Origin of the sequence: Streptomyces sp. NPDC088252 (assembly GCF_044740965.1) — a bacterium.
GTDB lineage: Bacteria > Actinomycetota > Actinomycetes > Streptomycetales > Streptomycetaceae > Streptomyces.
Map to the genome: position 1 here is coordinate 1 of NZ_JBIURS010000027.1, position 19304 is coordinate 19304.

The 19304-nt window shown below is 70.1% G+C and carries 18 protein-coding genes, 1 pseudogene and 1 riboswitch; of the genes and pseudogenes, 10 read left to right on the forward strand and 9 right to left on the reverse strand.

Going from position 1 to position 19304, the window contains the following annotated elements:
- The 5 genes from ACIOHC_RS36425 to ACIOHC_RS36445 form a co-directional block, all read left to right on the forward strand.
- Positions 1-503: flavodoxin-dependent (E)-4-hydroxy-3-methylbut-2-enyl-diphosphate synthase (locus ACIOHC_RS36425; protein ID WP_401845896.1), on the forward strand; the 503-nt coding region annotated here is incomplete at its 5' end.
- A gap of 25 nt (positions 504-528) precedes the next feature.
- Positions 529-2430, forward strand: a complete 1902-nt coding sequence (gene dxs / locus ACIOHC_RS36430; protein ID WP_351087059.1) for a 1-deoxy-D-xylulose-5-phosphate synthase — start codon at positions 529-531, stop codon at positions 2428-2430.
- Positions 2427-3824, forward strand: a complete 1398-nt coding sequence (locus ACIOHC_RS36435; protein ID WP_351087061.1) for an aspartate aminotransferase family protein — start codon at positions 2427-2429, stop codon at positions 3822-3824. Before dxs ends, ACIOHC_RS36435 begins: the two co-directional genes overlap by 4 nt.
- An 82-nt stretch (positions 3825-3906) precedes the next feature.
- Positions 3907-4515, forward strand: coding sequence for an XRE family transcriptional regulator (locus tag ACIOHC_RS36440; RefSeq protein WP_351087063.1), 609 nt, complete (start codon positions 3907-3909; stop codon positions 4513-4515).
- Positions 4516-4548: 33 nt separating this feature from the next.
- Entirely contained in the window at positions 4549-4716 is a 168-nt protein-coding gene (locus tag ACIOHC_RS36445; RefSeq protein WP_176729046.1) for a DUF6126 family protein, read from the forward strand.
- A gap of 21 nt (positions 4717-4737) precedes the next feature.
- On the opposite strand, the gene ACIOHC_RS36450 is transcribed toward ACIOHC_RS36445, so the two are convergent.
- Positions 4738-5550: a tyrosine-protein phosphatase gene (locus tag ACIOHC_RS36450; RefSeq protein ID WP_351087066.1), complete on the reverse strand. Its 813-nt coding sequence runs from the start codon at positions 5548-5550 to the stop codon at positions 4738-4740.
- Between the two features lie 226 nt (positions 5551-5776).
- Here ACIOHC_RS36450 and ACIOHC_RS36455 point away from each other — a divergent pair, with 226 nt between their 5' ends.
- From ACIOHC_RS36455 to ACIOHC_RS36465, 3 genes are all read left to right on the forward strand, one after another.
- On the forward strand, positions 5777-7876 hold the full coding sequence (locus ACIOHC_RS36455; RefSeq protein WP_351087067.1) for an alpha-galactosidase: 2100 nt from the start codon (positions 5777-5779) through the stop codon (positions 7874-7876).
- A 290-nt stretch (positions 7877-8166) separates the two neighbouring features.
- Positions 8167-8327, forward strand: a riboswitch (cyclic di-AMP (ydaO/yuaA leader).
- Positions 8328-8330: 3 nt separating this feature from the next.
- Positions 8331-9272: a LysM peptidoglycan-binding domain-containing M23 family metallopeptidase gene (locus ACIOHC_RS36460; RefSeq protein ID WP_351087069.1), complete on the forward strand. Its 942-nt coding sequence runs from the start codon at positions 8331-8333 to the stop codon at positions 9270-9272.
- A gap of 264 nt (positions 9273-9536) precedes the next feature.
- On the forward strand, positions 9537-10382 hold the full coding sequence (locus ACIOHC_RS36465) for an SGNH/GDSL hydrolase family protein (RefSeq protein ID WP_351079886.1): 846 nt from the start codon (positions 9537-9539) through the stop codon (positions 10380-10382).
- Positions 10383-10666: 284 nt separating this feature from the next.
- Here ACIOHC_RS36465 and ACIOHC_RS36470 read toward each other — a convergent pair whose 3' ends face one another.
- Complete coding sequence (locus tag ACIOHC_RS36470; RefSeq protein WP_351079884.1) at positions 10667-10978, reverse strand: hypothetical protein; 312 nt, start codon at positions 10976-10978, stop codon at positions 10667-10669.
- Positions 10979-11226: 248 nt separating this feature from the next.
- On the opposite strand from ACIOHC_RS36470, the gene ACIOHC_RS36475 reads away from it, so the two are divergent.
- Positions 11227-11769 (forward strand): RICIN domain-containing protein, encoded by a 543-nt coding sequence (locus ACIOHC_RS36475; protein ID WP_365690737.1) that lies wholly within the window; start codon positions 11227-11229, stop codon positions 11767-11769.
- Between the two features lie 94 nt (positions 11770-11863).
- Here ACIOHC_RS36475 and ACIOHC_RS36480 read toward each other — a convergent pair.
- From ACIOHC_RS36480 to ACIOHC_RS36510, 7 genes and pseudogenes are all read right to left on the reverse strand, one after another.
- A pseudogene (locus tag ACIOHC_RS36480) lies at positions 11864-12683 on the reverse strand (NAD(P)H-binding protein).
- Positions 12583-13461, reverse strand: a complete 879-nt coding sequence (locus ACIOHC_RS36485; protein WP_401845898.1) for an STM4011 family radical SAM protein — start codon at positions 13459-13461, stop codon at positions 12583-12585. Before ACIOHC_RS36485 ends, ACIOHC_RS36480 begins: the two are co-directional and overlap by 101 nt.
- 8 nt (positions 13462-13469) lie before the next feature.
- Positions 13470-14834, reverse strand: coding sequence for an STM4012 family radical SAM protein (locus tag ACIOHC_RS36490; protein ID WP_351079878.1), 1365 nt, complete (start codon positions 14832-14834; stop codon positions 13470-13472).
- A complete protein-coding gene (locus ACIOHC_RS36495; protein ID WP_401845953.1) occupies positions 14831-15646 on the reverse strand; it encodes an STM4013/SEN3800 family hydrolase in 816 nt (271 codons plus the stop codon). The genes ACIOHC_RS36490 and ACIOHC_RS36495 overlap by 4 nt, the downstream gene beginning before the upstream one ends.
- Positions 15647-15683: 37 nt before the next feature.
- A complete protein-coding gene (locus ACIOHC_RS36500) occupies positions 15684-16838 on the reverse strand; it encodes an STM4014 family protein (protein ID WP_401845899.1) in 1155 nt (384 codons plus the stop codon).
- Positions 16819-17790 carry an STM4015 family protein gene (locus ACIOHC_RS36505; protein ID WP_351079874.1) on the reverse strand — a complete coding sequence of 324 codons (972 nt, stop codon included), beginning with the start codon at positions 17788-17790 and terminating at the stop codon, positions 16819-16821. Before ACIOHC_RS36505 ends, ACIOHC_RS36500 begins: the two co-directional genes overlap by 20 nt.
- A gap of 6 nt (positions 17791-17796) precedes the next feature.
- On the reverse strand, positions 17797-18753 hold the full coding sequence (locus tag ACIOHC_RS36510; RefSeq protein WP_389638067.1) for an STM4015 family protein: 957 nt from the start codon (positions 18751-18753) through the stop codon (positions 17797-17799).
- 200 nt (positions 18754-18953) lie between these two features.
- On the opposite strand from ACIOHC_RS36510, the gene ACIOHC_RS36515 reads away from it, so the two are divergent.
- Positions 18954-19280, forward strand: coding sequence for a hypothetical protein (locus tag ACIOHC_RS36515; protein WP_351079871.1), 327 nt, complete (start codon positions 18954-18956; stop codon positions 19278-19280).
- Positions 19281-19304: the final 24 nt, after the last annotated feature.

Consider the following 19304-nt stretch of genomic DNA (forward strand, 5'->3'; position numbering starts at 1 on the left):
CGGAGGCGGGTCCGGCGTTCCAGGGGACGATCAAGTCGGCGGTGGCGTTCGGTGCGTTGCTGTCGGAGGGGATCGGGGACACGATCCGGGTGTCGTTGTCGGCGCCGCCGGCCGAGGAGGTCAAGGTCGGTATCCAGATCCTGGAGTCGTTGAATCTGCGGCAGCGGCGGCTGGAGATTGTGTCGTGTCCGTCGTGCGGTCGGGCGCAGGTGGATGTGTACAAGCTGGCGGATCAGGTCAGTGCGGGTCTTGAGGGCATGGAGGTGCCGTTGCGGGTGGCCGTGATGGGCTGTGTCGTCAATGGTCCGGGTGAGGCGCGTGAGGCGGATCTGGGTGTCGCTTCGGGCAATGGCAAGGGGCAGATCTTCGTGAAGGGCGAGGTCATCAAGACCGTGCCGGAGTCGAAGATCGTCGAGACGCTGATCGAGGAAGCCCTGAAGATCGCCGAGGGCATGGACGCCGCGGGAACGCCATCGGGGGTTCCCGCCGTCACCGTGAGCTGAAACAGAACCAGAGAGGGGCCCGAGCGTGACGATTCTGGAGAACATCCGGGGGCCGTACGACCTCAAGGCGCTGAGCGCGGCGGAGATCGACGAACTCGCCGAGGACATCAGACAGTTCCTCATCCGGGCGGTGGCCAGGACGGGCGGTCATCTGGGGCCCAACCTGGGGGTGGTGGAGATCTCCATCGCCCTGCACCGGGCCTTCGACTCGCCCGTGGACCGCATCCTGTGGGACACCGGGCACCAGAGCTATGTGCACAAACTGCTCACCGGGCGGCAGGACTTCTCCAAGCTGCGCGGCAAGGGGGGCCTGTCCGGCTACCCCTCCCGCGAGGAGTCCGCGCACGACGTCATCGAGAACTCGCACGCCTCGACCGTCCTCGGGTGGGCCGACGGCATCGCCAAGGCCCATCAGGTACTGGGGCGGAGCGACCACGTCGTGGCCGTCATCGGTGACGGCGCACTCACCGGCGGCATGGCCTGGGAAGCGCTCAACAACATCGCGGCCGCGAAGGACCGTCCGCTGATCATCGTGGTGAACGACAACGAGCGTTCGTACGGCCCGACGATCGGTGGCCTCGCCAACCACCTCGCCACGCTCCGTACCACCGACGGATACGAACGCTTCCTCTCCTGGGGCAAGGGAGTGCTCCAGCAGACGCCCGTCATCGGACAGCCGTTGTACGAGTCGCTGCACGGTGCGAAGAAAGGGTTCAAGGACGCCTTCGCCCCGCAGGGCATGTTCGAGGACCTCGGGCTCAAGTACGTCGGCCCGATCGACGGCCATGACGTCGCGGCAGTCGAATCCGCACTGCACCGGGCGAAACGCTTCCACGGTCCGGTGCTGGTGCACTGCCTCACCGAGAAGGGCCGTGGGTACCCGCCCGCGCTCCGGGACGAGGCCGACCGCTTCCACACCGTGGGTGCGATGGACCCGCTGACCTGCGCACCGCTGGCCCCGGCCGGAGCGCCGACCTGGACAGCCGTCTTCGGGGACGAGATCGCCGCGATCGGCGCCGAGCGGCCGGACGTCGTGGCCATCACCGCGGCGATGCTGCACCCCGTCGGACTGACGAAGTTCGCCGAAGCGTTCCCCGACCGGGTCTGGGACGTCGGGATCGCCGAGCAGCACGCCGCGGTCTGCGCGGCGGGACTCGCCACCGGCGGACTGCATCCGGTCGTCGCCGTCTACGCCACCTTCCTCAACCGGGCCTTCGACCAGTTGCTGATGGATGTCGCGCTGCACAGGTGCGGGGTGACGTTCGTCCTGGACCGGGCCGGGGTCACCGGGCCCGACGGAGCCTCCCACAACGGCATGTGGGACATGTCGGTGCTGCAGGTCGTCCCCGGGCTGAGGATCGCCGCCCCGCGCGACGCCGACGAGCTCCGGGCCGAGCTCCGCGAGGCCGTCGCCGTCGACGACGCGCCCACCGTGATCCGGTTTCCCAAGGAGTCGGTGGGGGAGCCGATCCCGGCCATCGACAGGATCGGCTCCATGGACGTGCTGCACCGGGCGGACGACCCCGATGTACTGCTGGTGTCCGTCGGTGCGCTCGCCCCGGTCTGTCTCGGCGCCGCGGACCTGCTGGCGGGCGGCGGCGTCCGCTGCACCGTCGTCGACCCGCGCTGGGTCAAGCCGGTCGACGAACAGCTGGCCCCGCTCGCCGAGCGGCACCGGCTGGTCGCCGTCGTGGAGGACAACAGCCGGGCGGGGGGCGTCGGTTCGGCGGTCGGACAGGCGTTGCGGGACGCCGGTGTGGACGTACCCCTGCGGACGTTCGGCATCCCCGAGCAGTTCCTCGCCCACGGCAAGCGTGCCGAGGTACTGGCGGACATCGGGCTCACACCGGTGGAGATCGCCGGGCGGATCAGCGCGGCCCTGGCCGCCAAGGACGCAGCGAGAAGGACCGAGGAGAGCGGGGCATGAACGACGACGGGCCCAAGGGCTTCGATCTGGCACAGCTCCTCGCGGAGCGCGGCGCCGAACGCTATGAGCTGCACACCAGACACCTCAATCACCAGCTGCCCCGCATGCTGCACACCATCGGTTTCGACAAGGTCTACGAACGGGCCGAGGGCGCGCACTTCTGGGACGCGGACGGCAACGACTACCTCGACATGCTCGCCGGATTCGGGGTGATGGGGCTCGGCCGGCACCACCCCGTGGTGCGCAAGGCCCTGCACGACGTCCTCGACGCCTCGCTCGCCGACCTCACCCGCTTCGACTGCCAGCCGCTGCCGGGGCTGCTGGCGGAGAAGCTGCTCACGTACAGCCCGCACCTGGACCGGGTGTTCTTCGGCAACAGCGGTACGGAGGCCGTCGAGACCGCCCTCAAGTTCGCCCGGTACGCCACCGGCAGGCCCAGGATCCTTTACTGCGCCCACGCCTTCCACGGGCTGACGACCGGCTCGCTCTCGGTGAACGGGGAGAGCGGCTTCCGGGACGGCTTCGCGCCCCTGCTGCCGGACACCGCCATCGGGCTCGGTGATCTCGACGCGCTGCGGCGGGAGCTGAAACGCGGCGACGTGGCGGCGCTGGTCGTCGAGCCCATCCAGGGCAAGGGCGTCCACACCGCGCCGCCCGGCTTCCTGCGGGCCGCACAGGACCTGCTCCACCAGCACAAGGCGCTGCTCATCGCCGACGAGGTGCAGACCGGCCTCGGCAGGACCGGCGACTTCTACGCGTACCAGCACGAGGAGGGAGTCGAACCGGATCTGGTCTGTGTCGCCAAGGCCCTCTCCGGCGGCTATGTGCCGGTCGGGGCGACGCTGGGCAAGGACTGGATCTTCAAGAAGGTCTATTCGTCCATGGACCGGGTCCTGGTCCACTCCGCGAGCTTCGGCTCCAACGCACAGGCGATGACGGCCGGTCTCGCGGTCCTGGCGGTGATGGAGGACGAGGGGACCGTCGCCCACGCGCGCCGTACCGGCGATCTGCTGCGCGAGCGTCTGGCCGCACTGGTCGACCGCTACGAGCTGCTGCACGAGGTGCGCGGGCGCGGGCTGATGATCGGCATCGAGTTCGGGCGGCCGTCGTCATTGAAGCTGCGCGGCCGCTGGACCATGCTGCAGGCGGCCCGCAAGGGCCTCTTCGCGCAGATGGTGGTGGTTCCGTTGCTCCAGAAGCACCGCATCCTCACCCAGGTCTCGGGCGACCATCTGGAGGTGATCAAGCTGATTCCGCCCCTGGTGATCGGGGAGCCGGAGGTCGACCGGTTCGTCACCGCGTTCACCGCCGTGATGGACGACGCCCACAGCGGTGGCGGGCTGATGTGGGACTTCGGCAGGACACTGGTCAAGCAGGCCGTCGCCAACCGCTGACCCGCGGAATGTGCGGCTCGTGGGTTTTTGCCTCAGAGGTAAGGAATTTGCCTCTGAGGAAAGCTCCTGGCCCAATGGGTACATGAACACTCCGGACGGAGGGGTGGCCGACGAGCTGCCCGGGATCGCGCCACGCCTGCGCGATCTGCGCCGCAGCCGTGGTCTCACCCTGGAGACCGCCGCCGAGCGGGCCGGGCTCTCGCCCGCCCATCTCTCCCGGCTCGAAACGGGCCGTCGTCAGCCTTCGCTGCCGATGCTCCTCGGCCTTGCCAGGATCTACGGTACGACGGTCTCCGAACTATTGGGCGAGACGCCCCCGGAACGTGACGCGATCATCCGTGGCGGAAGGTTCGACGGGGCCGAGGCCGACGGCTGGATGTACCGGCGGGCCGGCGGTGCCGGCCGGGCGATGCAGGCGCTCCGCGTCCGGGTTCCGCACGGTGCGCAGGGCGACCTCGTACGCGTCCATCCCGGTGAGGAATGGCTGTACGTGCTCGCCGGGCACCTGCGGGTCACGCTCGGGGACACCGTGCACGATCTCGCCCCCGGTGACAGCGCGCACTTCGACTCGCTCACCCCGCACCGGATCACGGCCGTCGACCGTGACGGTGCCGAGCTGCTCTTCGTCCACACCCTGCTGCAGAGCCCCGCCGCCGAGTTGTGCCTCGGCAGTGGTATCCACCGTCGCTGAGACCGGTCCGTCCGGTCGCCAGAGAGGACTGTCATGTCCGATTCAGAGAACTTCGACCCGCTCGGGTCCAGGAAGAACTACGAGGCCCAGGAGCGGAAGTTCCCGCGCGGTGTGGTGATCCGGCTGTTCGCCTACCTCATCGCGGGACACATCTTCGCGGCCTTCCTGTACCTGCTCTTCGCGGTGGCCGGCAAGGGCTGACCGCCGCGAGGGGCGGTCGGGCTACTCCTGGTCAAGGAGCTGCTCGTGCAGCCGCTCACGGGTCTCGGGGGCGAGCTTCAGCCCCTCGGAGAGATAGCGGTCGGTGCTGCCCCAGGTCTCCTCGATGGTCGCGAAGGCCGCGTCCAGATAGGCGGCGTGGGCGCCGAAGAGGGGGTTGAGCAGCTCCATCACCTCGGGCGACATGCCGTTCGCCGAGGTGTCGCTGCGGCGCACCCGGTAGCGGCGGTGGGCGTCGTTGGACTTGAGGTAGTCGGCCTCGATGGCCTCGCGCTCGACGCCGACCGCCAGCAGCGACACCGCGATCGACAGACCGGCCCGGTCCTTGCCCGCCGCGCAGTGCATCAACGCCGGAACGCTGTCCTCGGCCAGGGCGTGCAGCACCCGGCTGTGTTCGGCGGTACGGTCCAGGATGATCGAGCGGTACGAGGCGATCATCCGGTTCGTCCCCTTGCCGTCGGCGAGGAGCGAACGCAGCTGGTCGAGATCGCCGTCGCGGACCATTTGCCAGAACTCGGCGCCGTCGGCGGGGTCGGAGAGCGGGATGCTCACGTTGCGTACGCCCGGCAGTTCCACGTCCAGGCCGTCGAGCCGGTGGTCGGCGGCGTTGCGGAAGTCGAAGACGGTGTGCAGACCGAGACCGCCGAGAAACGCGGCGTCCTCGGCGGTGGCGTGCGCGAGGTGACCACTGCGGAAGAGCCGTCCGTACCGCACCCGCCGGCCGTCCGCGGTGGGCAGTCCGCCCACATCGCGGAAATTGCGGACACCTGCCAGTTCGGGTTCCGTCGACGGGATCTGCGGCAACTGCTGCGTCACAGGGACTCCTGGGGTGTCTGGCGTCGACGCGAGTCGCCGACAAGGTCACTTCCGCGACGATACGACATTGATTCCTCAGGCAATCATCTCGGCCTTTCCTTGTCGATACCTCGTGAACCTCCGTGCTCCGGTGGTGAATCCGTCCAGTGAATTTCGTCGCGAGACCGTTGCCCGCCTGCCCGACGATGGTCGATGATGTGCGGAACTGTTGGAATGTGGGGGAGCGATGATCGAGACTGGCGACAAGGGTCGGACCTGGCTGCTCACCGGGGCGAGCAGCAGCTACGCACTGCGCATCACCGAGCGGGACGAACTGCTCCATCTCCACTGGGGACCGCGGATCTCCCTTGCCGCGGCCGAGGCCCTGGCAGCGGCGCCGGAACCACCGGCCAGGGGGTTCGAGTCCTGGCTCGACGGCCGTGAGGAGTATCCCGTGGAGGGCGGCCCGCGGTTCGTCCGCCCGGCCCTCTCGGTGCGCACCCCCGAGGTCCGTGGCACGGAGTGGGCCTTCACCGATGCCGTGGTGGACGGGGACGAACTCCGCATCGGCTTCACCGACTCCGCGCACCGGCTCGCCCTCACGCTGCACTACCGGATGCGGAACGACTCCGATGTGATCGAGCGCTGGGCCACCGTCGCCCACGCCGGGCCCGACGGCCCGCCGCTGGAGCTGCTGCGCGCCGACGCCGCCGCCTGGGCGCTGCCCGCCCGCGACGGCTGGCGGCTGAGCCGGCTGCACGGCCGCTGGGCGGCGGAGTCCCGGCTCGCACGGGCGGAGCTGACGTACGGCGAAAGCGTCATCTCCAGCAGGCGTGGCCATACGGGCCACCAGTACCTGCCGTGGGTCGCACTCGATGCCGACGGTGCGGCGACCGAGGAGAGCGGAGAGGTGTACGGATGCGCGCTCGGCTGGTCCGGGTCGTGGCGGATCTCCGTACAGCGGCTCCCCGACGGGCTCGTGCAGATCACCGGCGGCGCGGGCTACGACGACTCCGGGCTGCTGCTGCTCGGACCGGGGGAGTCCTACGTCACACCCGTCTTCGCCGGGCTGTGGAGCGCGGAGGGGTTCGGCGGGGCGAGCCGGGCCTGGCACACCTGGCAGTTGGCCCATGTGATCCCGGACGCCGAGAGTCTGCGGCCGGTGCTCTACAACTCCTGGGAGGCGACCGGCTTCGACATCTCGCAGGAGCAGCAGCGCGCCCTCGCCGAGCGGGCCGCCGCGATGGGTGTCGAACTGTTCGTCGTGGACGACGCGTGGTTCGGCCGTCGCACCAGTGACCGGGCGGGGCTCGGGGACTGGACGCCGAATCCGGCCCGCTTCCCCGGCGGGCTGAAGCCGCTCGCCGACGAAGTGCACGGTCTCGGAATGCAGTTCGGCATCTGGGTCGAGCCGGAAATGGTCAATGCCGACAGCGATCTCTATCGCGCACACCCGGACTGGGTGCAGCACTTCCCCGGCCGGACGCGTACCGAGTTCCGTAATCAGCTGGTGCTCAATCTGGCCCGCACCGATGTGCGGGACCATCTCTACGAGCAATTGGACACGTTGCTCTCCAGCGCGCCCGTGGACTATGTGAAATGGGACTTCAACCGCTCCTTCACCGATGCGGGCTGGCCCGGCGAGGAGTATCCGCAGAAGCTCTGGGTCGAGCATGTGCACGCCCTCTACGCGCTGATCGACCGACTCCGGGCCGCGCACCCCTCGGTCGCCTTCGAGTCCTGCTCGGGCGGCGGCGGCCGGATCGATCTGGGGATTCTGTCCCGCACGGACCAGGTGTGGACCTCCGACAACACCGACCCGCTCGACCGCCTCGCCATCCAGGAGGGCTTCGGTCAGATCCATCCGGCCCGGGTGATGGCCGCCTGGGTCACCGACAGTCCGAACGTCCAGCTCAACGACCGGGTCAGCTCGCTGCGCTTCCGCTTCGTGAGCGCGATGGCCGGTGTGCTCGGGGTCGGCGGGGACCTCACCGAATGGAGTGAGGGCGAACTCGCCGAGGCGCGGGACTGGGTGGGCCTCTACAAGGAGATCCGGCCGGTGGTGCAGCACGGCTCCCTGTACCGGCTGCGCGCCCCGCGGGGCGGACTCAGTGCGCTCCAGTACGTCCACGGGGAGGAGAGCGTGGTCCTGATGTGGCTGGAGGCGCAGAGGTACGGGGAGCGGCCCCCGGCCCTCAGGCTGCGCGGGCTCGACCCCGCGGCGATGTACACCTGCCTGGACACCGGGGCGGTGCACCACGGCTCGGTGCTGCTGCACCAGGGGCTGCACACCGGGCTTCAGGGGGATCTCGACGCGGGGGTACTGAGGCTGCGGCGCGAGCGATGAACGTGATGTGTCCGTAATGCGTAGATTCACCCCGAACTCGCACTGTTTGTCGGGTGGATGGTCGCCCTCTCGTGAGCGGGATCATATCCGTGACGGTGTGTGCTGGCGGGGTGGTCGGGTATTCCGTGCGCGGCGCGGAAATTCAAGATCCTCGATCCACGGAGTGTGACCGGAATTCCGCGTCGAATTCTCGGCGCGGATTCCGGTGCGGAACCGGTGGCTTGTTCTCGCCGTCCCGACTCGCTTACGGTCGCCGTCAATCCGGTCGGACCGCCTAATCCTGCCGCCGTCCGGAATTCGCACCCACTCATCGTGTGGCAGGAGCGGGGGAACCAGGTAGGCCGCCGATCGGAGAAATCCGGCCGGCTCGGGGTGAAGTCGCGCTCGGCGCGGCCGGGCATCTCCAGCCCGAACCCGACAGCTCACCTCGTAGGCGCCGGAGAGGAAACACCCCATGCCCATATCGGGTAAGCATCGTCGTACGAAGTCCAGCGTCATCGCCCGTGGTGTCGCCGCCGCAGGCGCCGGTGGCGCCGTCATCGCGCTGCCGCTGCTCGGCGCCACCGGTGCCCACGCCGCGGAACAGGCCGCCCCGGCCGCCGCCGCGCAGTCCGCCTCCATCGCCGCGCATGCCGCCCCGGCCCAGCCGGTCGCGCAGCAGCAGGCCGCCACCACGACCTACTCCGTCGTCTCCGGCGACTACCTGTCGAAGATCGCCGCCGAGCACAAGATCGAGGGCGGCTGGCAGAAGCTGTACCAGGACAACCGCGAGGTCGTCGGCAACGACCCCGGTCTGATCTTCCCGGGCATGAAGCTGACGCTCGGCGGCAAGGCGTCGGCCGACGACGCGGCCACCGGCGCCGGCGCGGGATCGGCCCTCCCCTCGAAGGCCCTCTCGGTTCCCTCGTCGGTCGTGGAGAAGTCCGCCCCGGCCAAGTCCGCCCCGGCCAAGGAGTCCAAGACCTCCGCCCCGGCCGCCCAGAGCAGCGGCTCCGGCTACGCCCACCCGGTTCCCGGCAACCACACCACCGGTTACCGCGCCTCCGGCTCCAACTGGTCCAGCGGCAGCCACACCGGGATCGACTTCCCCGTCTTCACCGGCACCAGCGTGAAGGCCATCACCTCCGGCACCGTCGTCACCGCCGGCTGGGGTGGCGCGTACGGCAACCAGGTCGTCATCAAGCACGCCGACGGCCACTACTCGCAGTACGGTCACCTGTCCTCGATCTCCGTCTCGGCGGGCCAGTCCGTGAGCACCGGTCAGCAGATCGGGCTCTCCGGCGCCACCGGCAACGCCACCGGACCGCACCTGCACTTCGAGGTCCGCACGGGCCCGGCGTACGGTTCGGACATCGACCCGATCGCCTTCCTGGCTTCGCACGGCATCTACGTCTGAGCCGAACAGCCGGGCAGTTGAACAACCGGCGTCCTTCGTCCGGATCGGGCCGGATCGGCGTGCCGGGCACGCGAGCCCGGCGTGATCCGGACGACAGGCCCTGGGGGTGACCCGAGCCGCACAGAAGGGGCGGTGCGCGGCAGCGCACCGCCCCTTCTGCTTATTCCCCCTTTACCAAAACCTGACCGGGTGGCCTATCTCACCACCCGTCAACCCCTTATTACGGTCGCGTAGGTCACATTCGGCGGTGCAGGATAAGCGTTTGTGGCAGACGATTCGAGAAATAATCAACGTGGCGTCATCAACCGACATGGTGTCATCGGGTCGTACGCGGCGATTGGCGACAGCTTCACCGAGGGGGTCGGCGACCCCGGCCCGGACGGAACCTTTGTCGGCTGGGCGGACCGGTTCGCGGTGCTTCTCGCGGACCAGCTCCCGGACCCCGGTACGGCGACGGACACCGAAGGCTCCGCGCACGGGAATTTCAGGTACGCCAATCTCGCCGTACGCGGACGACTCCTGGACCAGATCGTCGAGGAGCAGGTGCCGCGCGCCAAGGAGCTCGCACCCGACCTGGTCAGCTTCTGCGCGGGCGGCAACGACATCATCAGGCCCGGCACCGACCCCGACGACGTCGCCGAGCGCTTCGAGCGTGCGGTCGCGGAGCTGACCGGATCGGTCGGCACCGTCCTGGTCACCACCGGCTTCGACACCCGTGGCGTTCCCGTGCTGCGCCATCTGCGTGGCAAGATCGCCACCTACACCGCCCATGTGCGGTCCATCGCCGACCGTTACGACTGCCCGGTCCTCGACCTGTGGTCGCTGCGGTCCGTTCAGGACAGGCGCGCCTGGGACGACGACCGGCTCCATCTGTCGCCCGAGGGACACACCAGGGTCGCGCTGCGGGCCGCCCAGGTCCTCGGCCTCGACGTGCCGGCCGACCCCGACCAGGAATGGCCCCCGCAGGCACAGCGCGGCACGCTCGAAGTCCGGCGCGACGACATCCACTGGGCACGCGAGTACCTGGTGCCGTGGATCGGCCGTCGGCTGCGGGGCGAGTCCTCCGGCGACCACGTCGAGGCGAAGCGGCCGGACCTCCTGCCGCTCTAGTGCTGTGGCCGGGAGGGTTCACCGGCTCGCGGCGTCCGGCACGGCACCACCCCGCGTTGTCGCATCACGCGAGTGTGTCCGGCACGAGGGCGATCCTCGCGCCTTGCGACGCACCGCACCGGACGCCGCGAGCTTCCCGGCACACCTTCCCGGCCGCAGCACCAGGCCGTCTCGTCGAAGCGCGGTCTGTCGTGCGACGCCTGGTAGGGGCATGACCCGGATACGCCAGAAACCCTCCACGGGTCGATCTTGGCGGGCTGGCTCCGGCTACTCAGCGCTGGGTGTCAGCCACGAGGGTGTCGACGCGGTTCTCGTACTCGCGGCGGGTCTTGCGCTGTGACCGCCGGGGTGCCCTGGGCGCCATCGAGAGGCTGACAGCGGGCGAGGAACTGGCGGTGGACCGCGGGCGCGGCTGTGACGCGCAGGGTGTAGCCCTGGCCGCGGCGTACGGTCATGCCGTGGTCGAGCGCGGCCCGTTCGGCGGGCTCCAGGTCGGCGGCGCGGAGGAAGTCGGCGACCTTGCCCGGCATGTCGAGGGTGACCGGTAGTTCCAGGGCCGGGGCGCCCTCGCGGCCGACGGCGGTGTGTTCGGGCATGAGGTGGGCGACGGCCGTGCGGATGGCGCCGCGGCTGACGCCGTGCTCGTGGGCCGCGCTTTCCGCGAACGGTGAGCGTGTTGGCCGGATCCGATCAGTCCAGTCACCCGCAGGGGTGGCAGGTGCGCCGGGTATCGGCCACACCGGGTGGTCTGCCCTTTCCTCATGCTGTCGAAAGGGAAGTCTGAGCGGTGCTGACCAGCGGCGAGCGTGCGAGCTGGCGCGTCCCGCAAAGGAGAAGAGACCACGTGATCGGCACCATGATGAGGTTCCTGCGACGGCCGACGGTAGCCGTAGTCGGCGCAGCGGCAGTCCTTGCCTCCATGATCGGAGTAGCTCAGCCCGCGCAGGCATCCCCGGCTTACCATCTCGTTCAGATCAAGACGTCCACGGGCAAGTGCCTGACCATCAGGAACCAAAGCACCAGCGACGGCGCTTCGCTTGAACAGAACCGGTGCCAGAATCTTCCCGCCCAGCGCTTCAAGAGCATGAACGACGGCGTCGTAAACCCGACCCACGAGATCAGGACGTTCGCGGACAAGTGCCTGACCATCTACGGCGCATCCGGGGGTGGCGGGATCAATTGGCCGATCGTCCAGCAGGAGTGCAGGGAAGGTTCCTTTCACCAGCGCTTCACGTACTTCGCCGAGTACGGTCAGTCGGGCATCGGGTTCAGGTCGTTGTCCATGGGGCTCTGCTGGACCGTGACGGGCGTCAGCGACGGTGCCAGGATCGAGGGCGACGCTTGCGACGGGTCCGACTCTCAGCGCTTCACACTTGTCTATGTGTGAGGCCGTGCCGCCGCTTACCCGCACCGGCACGGTCCCCTGGATCCGGCCTCCGTGGTCGGCGTCGGTCCCGATGGGGCAGCGTCGCTGACCAGTCTCAGCGGAACGCGGCGACATGGCGGGCGGCCCAGCCGGCGAAGGGGCGCGTGGCGCGGCCGAGGACCCGCTGGACGTCCGGGCTGACGCGCAGCTCGTCCGGGCTCGGGGAACCGAGGATGTCCAGAGTGTCGTCGGCAAGCTCCGCCGGCATGCTCCGGGTCATGGCGGTCTCGGCTTCCTCGCGAGTGAGCTCGTGAAACCTCACTGGCGAGCCCAGCGCAGCGGCGATGGCCTCCGCCTGCTGGCGCGGAGTGATCACCTCCGGACCGGTCAGCTCGTACACGCCGCCGGTGTGCCGGTCATCCGGCAGGCAGGCCGCCGCGACCGCGGCGATGTCCGCCGGGTCGATGATCGGCACCCCGACGTCACCAAAGGGCGCGGCGACGACCTGATGCGCGCGGACGGACCCGGCCCACCACAGGGCGTTGGAGGCGAAGCCGCCCGGCCCCCAGGATGACCCACTCCAGGCCGGGCTCCCGCAGCAGGTCCTCCAGCGCGCGCATCGCGACACGCGTTTGGCCGGAGGGCCTGGTCACCACGCCCGGCGTGGAGAGCAGGACGACCCGGCGGACCCCGCCGGCCGCAGCTTCGCCGATGATGTCGGCAGGGTTGGCTCCAGTGGCGTGCAGGTCGCCGGACAGCAGCAGAAACAGCGCCTTCGCCCCGGCCGGCGCCACGCCACCCGTGGTTCCCTCGTCCGCCGGACGGTCCTGAGGTTCAGGACCGTCCGGCGAGGGACGACAACGGGGGTGCCGGTATCCGCTCCAGCACTCCGCCCGCGAAGACGTCGTACAGCGGCAGCGTCTCCAGATGCACATAGCCGATGTGGCAGTCGCAGACGGCGAGTGGACAGGCCCGCGGGCCGAGCGAGCGGCGATAGCTTCCGTCGTAGAGGTTGCCCAGCTCCGCCGGGACGAAATGGCAGCGGCGCACCGTGCCGTCACCGTCCACCGAGATGACCGACTCGCCCGTACGGCAGGGCAGCCCGGCCGACCGGTGCGGATGCCTGCTGTACGGGAAGAGCGGGTCGAGGGCCGTCCATCGATCCGCCTCCGCGTCGGTGTAGCTCTGCCCTTCGGCGGCGTTCACCCAGAGATAGACCTCGTCCGGCAGCGCGGCCCGCAGCCGTCGCGCCTCGTCGAGATGGTCGTCGAGACCGACGACTCCGACGCTGTGGCGGATGCCGAGCGCGGTCAGTTCCCGGCACTTGGTCAGGAACCGCTCGTACGGCGTCTGCCCCGGGTGGTACGTGCACCAGAGCGCGATCTTCTCGCGACCGGCGTCACCCGCCTCGGACAGCCAACCCGTACGGCTGCTGAGGTTGGTCTGGATCGCGACCCGGCCGATGTGCGGCAGCCGCGCCAGCTCCACCAGCGCACGGCGGTACCAGGAGCGGACCAGACCCTCGCCCCACGGGGTGAACAGGACCGAGAGCCGATCGCCGGTCTGCGCGGCGGCCCACGCCGTGAACCGCTCCAGTGCGGCGCGGTCGGCACGCAACTGCTCCCGGCTGTCCCGCCGCTTGGCGAACGGGCAGTACGGACAGTCGTAGTCGCAGGACGCGAGCGGGCCGCGATAGAGGATGGTCAGGTCCATGGGCGCGCTCACTTCAGCTCGTACGCGGCCATCGCGGCCCGCACGCCGGGGGAGAAGAGTTCCGGGCCCAGTGCGTCGGAGTGGGCCAGGCCCTCGGGGGAGAGCCGCAGCAGGCCGGACGCACCGGCCGCCGCGTCGAGCCAGCCACGCGCCTCGAACCGGGCCAGTTCGGTGCGGAAGTCGTCGGCCGGGGAGCTGCCGAACCGCTCCCGGTAGTCGGCCGGGCGCAGCCCATCGGCCTGCAGGAGCGACTGCAGGAGATGGCGCCGGCGGGCCTCGTCGCCGTCGACGTACCGGCCGACCTCGGCGCGTGAGAAGTCCTCGGTCGCGGTGTAGCCGTCGATGATCGCCCGTACCTCCCGCATCTCCACCGCGTAGTCGAAGGAATAGTGCAGACCCGTGGTGTACGAGCGGGCGCCGCACCCCAGGCCGATCATGCCGTCGGTCTGACAGGCGTAGTCGTCCGGGCCGTCCGTCCGGGGGGCGTCGGAGCGGCGGAACATCCGCATGGACACCTGCTCGTAGCCGTGGGCCAGGAGATGGTCCCGGCCCGCGCGGTACAGCCGCAGCCGCTGTTCGTCCCAGGCGGCGTCCGCCGCCGCCTCGCCGTCGGTGCCGAGCCGTCCCAGACCGGTCAGCGGGCGCACGTACAGCGGGTAGAGGTACAGCTCCTCCGGCCGCCAGCCGAGCGCCGCGTCCAGGGAGGTGCGCCAGCTGTCCTCGGTCTGCCCGTCGATGCCGTAGATCAGGTCGATGTTGAGGACCGGGATGCGGGCTTCACGTATCCGGTCCAGCGCCCTGTCCACCTCGGCGCGGCGCTGCGGTCGTACGGCGGCACGCGCCTCGGCTTCGACGAAGCTCTGCACGCCGATGCTGATCCTGGTCGTTCCGCGGTCGGCGAGGACCGCCAGCCGGTCGGCCGTCGCGGTCGACGGCGAGGTCTCGACCGACAGCGGGACGGACCGCAGATCGGCACCCATCCGCTTCTCCGCGATGTCGCAGAGCCGCTCCAGTTCCGCCGCCGTCAGGAACGTGGGAGTGCCCCCGCCGAACGCCGCCGCCGCGAATCGCACCGGATCGGCGTCGCCCAGCGCGTCGCGGACGGCGGTGGCCTGACGGTCGAGCGCGTCGAGATACCGGGTCGTCAGCTCGTCGGGGGCGCCGATCCGGGTGAAGAGGTTGCAGAAGCCGCAGCGGACCTCGCAGAACGGTATGTGGAGATAGAGCGAGAGCGCGTCCTTGCGCTCGGCCGCCCACAGCTCGCGCAGCGCCGGCCGCTCGGCGAGGGGGCGATAGGCGGTCTTGTGCGGATAGGCGTAGACATAGCTCTGGTACGGGCGGGGGGTGTGCGGGACGGTCGTGGTGCGGCTCATGGTGCGGTGACCCCCGGTTCCAGGAAGAAGTGCGCGTACGGAACGGTCCAGACGGACTCGTGGCCGAGCCGGTGACCGGTGTAGCCGTCGTCCCCGTAGGCCGTGCCGTGGTCGGAGCAGACGATGGCGAAACAGCGGCGTCGGCTGCTCGCGGCGGCGAGGAGCTGGCCGATGTGGGCGTCGACGTATTCGAGGGCGGCGGCATGGGTGGCGCGGGAGTCGCCCGCCTCACGCGTGGCCCCCGGCCGGTGGAACCAGTTCGGCTGGTGCAGGGCGGCCACGTTGACGAAGAGGAAGAGACGCTGCTCGGCGGGGAGTTCGGCGACGATCTGCTCGGCACGGGCCACCTGGGCCTCGAACGAGGTGGGCGACGCCACGCCGAACTCCGGTTCCCAGTGGCTCTCCTGGAACATGCCGGGCAGTACGGAGCCGAGCGGCCCCTGTCGGTTGAAGAAGCCGACGCCGCCGATGCACACCGTGTGGTAGCCCACTTCGGCGAGGCCGGACAGCAGATCGGGGGTGTCGAAGACGAAGGTGCCCGAAGCCGTGGACTCACTGCCCGCGAAGCGTGCCGCGAACAGCCGCGGGTGTGGCCCGGGGCCGACCGGTGTCGGCAGGAATCCCGCGAAGATCGCCTGGTGGGAGGCGTAGGTGAAGCTGCCGGGCGCATGCCGCTTCTCCCAGACCCCGCCCGGCAGATGGCGCGCCAGATGGGGGATGCGTCCGGCGGCGGCGAGTTCGGCCGCCACGTCGTAGCGCAGGGTGTCGAGGGTGACGAGCAGCAGATCGTGGCTGCCCACGATCTCACTCATGTCCGGGTTCCGGGCCTCGGCGGGGGCGGGCGCGGTGTCAGGCAGTGGCGTTCGCACGGTGGTTCCTTGCTCTGTTCAGTACGGCGGCGACCTGCGCCGCATAGGTGTCCAGGCCCTCGGCGCCGCTGCCGGGAAGTCCGGTCAGCCGCGGCAGCAGATCACCGAAGGCGTTGACCTCGCCGACGGCGAAGCGCCGCCAGCCGGCCGTGGGCAGCAGGTCCACGCCCACGCACAGCGTGTCCGGGAAGCAGGCCGCGGCCCGTTCGCACACGGCCAGGGCCTCCGCCCAGCTGCCGCCCGCGGTCTCGACGGCCGCACGGACGTCGTCGAGACTTCCGCGTTCGCCGCCGAGGTGAAGATTGGTCATGGGGGAGCGGCTGGTGCGCACGACGGCGTGGGTGGCCCGGCCGGCCACCACCACGACCCGCAGATCCGCCGCGCGGCCACGCTGCGTGGCCTTGGGCAGCCAGCGTTCGACATGCAGCCCGTCCGGTGCGAGCGCGTCGACGATCGCCGCGATCTCCCGTTCCGTCGTGCAGCGGCGCACCCGCAAGGAGTTGAAGAGCCGGCCGGTCGGGTCGCGATCCACCGAGGTGGTCGCCCTGATCCGGCCGGGCCCGGCCGTCTCCACGGCCAGGACCCCGGAGGCGGACGAGCCGTGCGCGAGCTTCACGAAGACCCTGGGCATGCCCAGCGCCGCCATCCGGTCGCGTACGTCCGCCCAGTCGCGCAGTACGGGGGCGGCCGCCCCCGACGTCGGCGACGCGGGCACGGGCACACCGGAGCCGTCCAGCAGCGCATGGCAGAGCCGCTTGTCGAACAGCACCGCGACATCCCCGGGGCCGTCGAGCAGCGTGGCACCGGAAGCGGTGGCCGTTCGGGCCACCGCTCGCACGGCCGCGGTGAACCGGGCGTACCACAGGGCGGTCCCCTCGACCCTCGTCGGATCGTCGACCGCCCGGAGCAGTCGCTCCACATCGGTGTCCTCACCGGGCGAGTCCATCCGGACGGTCTCACCCGGCCGGAAGACGGCCTCGCCGCGGAGCACGTCCAACCAGGGCACGACCCGCGCGGGAGGCAGACCGGCGGCCCGCACGGCGTCCTGGAAGAGCGTGACCCGGCGGTTGCCGGGTACACCCACGACGGCGAAACGCGGCCCCGGGCCGGTTGCGCTATTCGCTGATGGCGACATAGCGGTCGTCGTCCTCTTCCGGATCCCAGTACTCGACCTCGTCGACCTCGCCGTTCACCCGGTCGGAACCCAGGAGACTCCTGAGACGGTCCATCAATGGGCCGCTGATGTAGTGATGGTGCAGGTCCAGCGAGGTCAGATGCGTGAGCGGCTGGCCCGAGAGCAACGCCTCGGCGCCCTCGTCGCCCAGCGTTCCCATCGCGAGGGAGAGCGACTCCAGCTGGGCCACGACCGGTGCGGAGGCGACCGCCGCCGCGATCTCGTCCTGGATCTCGCTGTTCTGCAGCCCCAGATGACGCAGGGCCGGGAACGCCGCGCCGGACAGCAGCGGCGCGAGGTCCTCGACCGTCGTGTCTCCGCCGTACTCGGTGACGCCGAGCCAGAGTTCGAGGTGCTCCAGCGCGGGCAGCTCCGACGCTCCGATCGCCCGCACGATGCCGGACGGGAGCCCGCCCGACTCGAACCGCAGCTTCCTGAGCGACTTGTGCCGCACCGGGCGCAGATCGAGCGTCGTCCGGCCCTCGCTCCGCTCGCCGCAGCCCCGTACCGTCAGTTCCTCCAGCCGGCCGAATGCCTCGACGACCGGCGTGATGTCGGACATGACGAGCCACGACAGCTCGCACTCCTCGCCGACGACATCGGCGAGGAAGAGTGCCCGCAGGGCCGGGAAGCGGTCCGCGTGACCGGTCAGCAGTGCGATGACCGGAGCGATGGACTCGTAGTCGCCGTGCCACCAGGGACCGATCACCAGGGCCCGGACACGCGAGGTGTCGACCGTGTCCAGGAAGTGCTGCCAGAGCGTGGCGAACGTCGGATCGCCGTCCCAGTCGCTCTCCAGCCGCCATGCGACCGAGTCGGCGGCCGGGAGTGGGCCGGCGAGCGACCGGTCCGGCCCCGGCAGGGTCAGGACGGGCAGGCCGTGAAACGTCTCAGGGTGTTCGATGTCGGTCATCGTGGATCACTCCGCGACAGAGGTGTAGCGGCCTTCGGCACCGCGGTCGCCCCACGGCTTGTTGCGCTCCGACACATCGACCCGCACACCGTGGGATTCCAGGGCCTGGGTGATCCGGTCCTGCATCGGCTCGGTCATGAAGTGGTGGTGCAGATCGAGCCGTTCGAGATGGGTGAGCGGCTGGCCGTCCAGCAGCGCTGCAGCGCCCTCGTCGCCCAGCGTGCCGTGCGACAGGTCGAGGACACGCAACTGGGCGACGACCGGGGCACTCGCGACGGCCGTCGCGATCTCGTTCTGCAGCTCGCTGTTGCGCAGGCCGAGGTGGGTCAGACCGGGGAAGCGGGAGCCGGAGAGCAGCGGGGCCAGGTCCGCAACATCGGCGTCGCCCCCGTACTCGGAGACACCGAGCCAGAGATCGAGCCGCTCCAGCGCGGGCAGCTCGCTGTCCAGGATGCCTCGGATCACCCCGACCGGCAGACCGCCGGTCTCGATGGTCAGTGAACGCAGCCGCTTGTGCTCGGAGGGGGAGAAGACCAGGTCGGTGCCGCCGCGCACACCCAGTTCGCGCAGGCCGGGGAAGGCCCTCAGGAGTGCTGTGACATCCGACTGCTCGATCCAGGAGATCTCGGACTCCTCCATGGTCAGATCGCCGACGAAGACAGCCTCCAACGAGGTCAGCCGGTCGGCCGCGGCGATGACCAGATCGATCGGATAGGAAGAGGTCTCGTCGCACGACTCGCCCCACTGACCGATGATCAGTGCCCGCACACCGGAGGGATCGACCGTCTGCAGAAACGCCTGGAAGGCCTCCTCCCACGTCGTCTCGGACTCGTCGTCGTACGGATCGACCGAGATGCGCCAGGCAGCCGCGTCGGCGGCCTGTATCGGCGCCTCCTTCGTCGCGTGCTGGAAGTCGACCGCGGGAAGGCCGAGCAACTCGTGCAGATGGTCCACACCGGACATGGCCCTGAGCTCCTGGTACTGGGGGACGGCTGATGTCCGCAAGGTTTATCAAGCGGCACTGACAACCCGGCGACCGGGGACCGTCCGGGACGTGTCCACCGACGCCCGCCGGGGCCGGCCACCGGCCGGTTGTCAGACCCTCCCCGTAGCGTTTTCCCCGTGGTCGGCACAGCGGGTGCCGCCATCGAGGGGAGACGTCTGTGTACCGGCAGGGCGATGTACTGATCGTGTCGTTGGAGGAGTCGGCGGTGCCCGCGCATCTTGTGGACGCGCCGGGTGAACCGAGGGACGGCCGGGGGCGCATGATCCTCGCCCTGGGCGAGGTCACCGGCCATGCCCACGCGGTGCAGGGGCCGGGCCGGCTGATGCGCGAGGCGGGGGCGTTCGGGCCGATGCTGCTCCATCTTCCCGAAGGCGGCCGGGTGGTGCACGAGGAGCACGCGGCGATACCGCTGTCGAAGGGCTGGTACCGGGTGGTGCGCCAGCGGGAGTACGTGCCGGGAGCGGTCCGCATCGTCGCGGACTGACGCCGCCGCCCGGCCGGTGGCGGC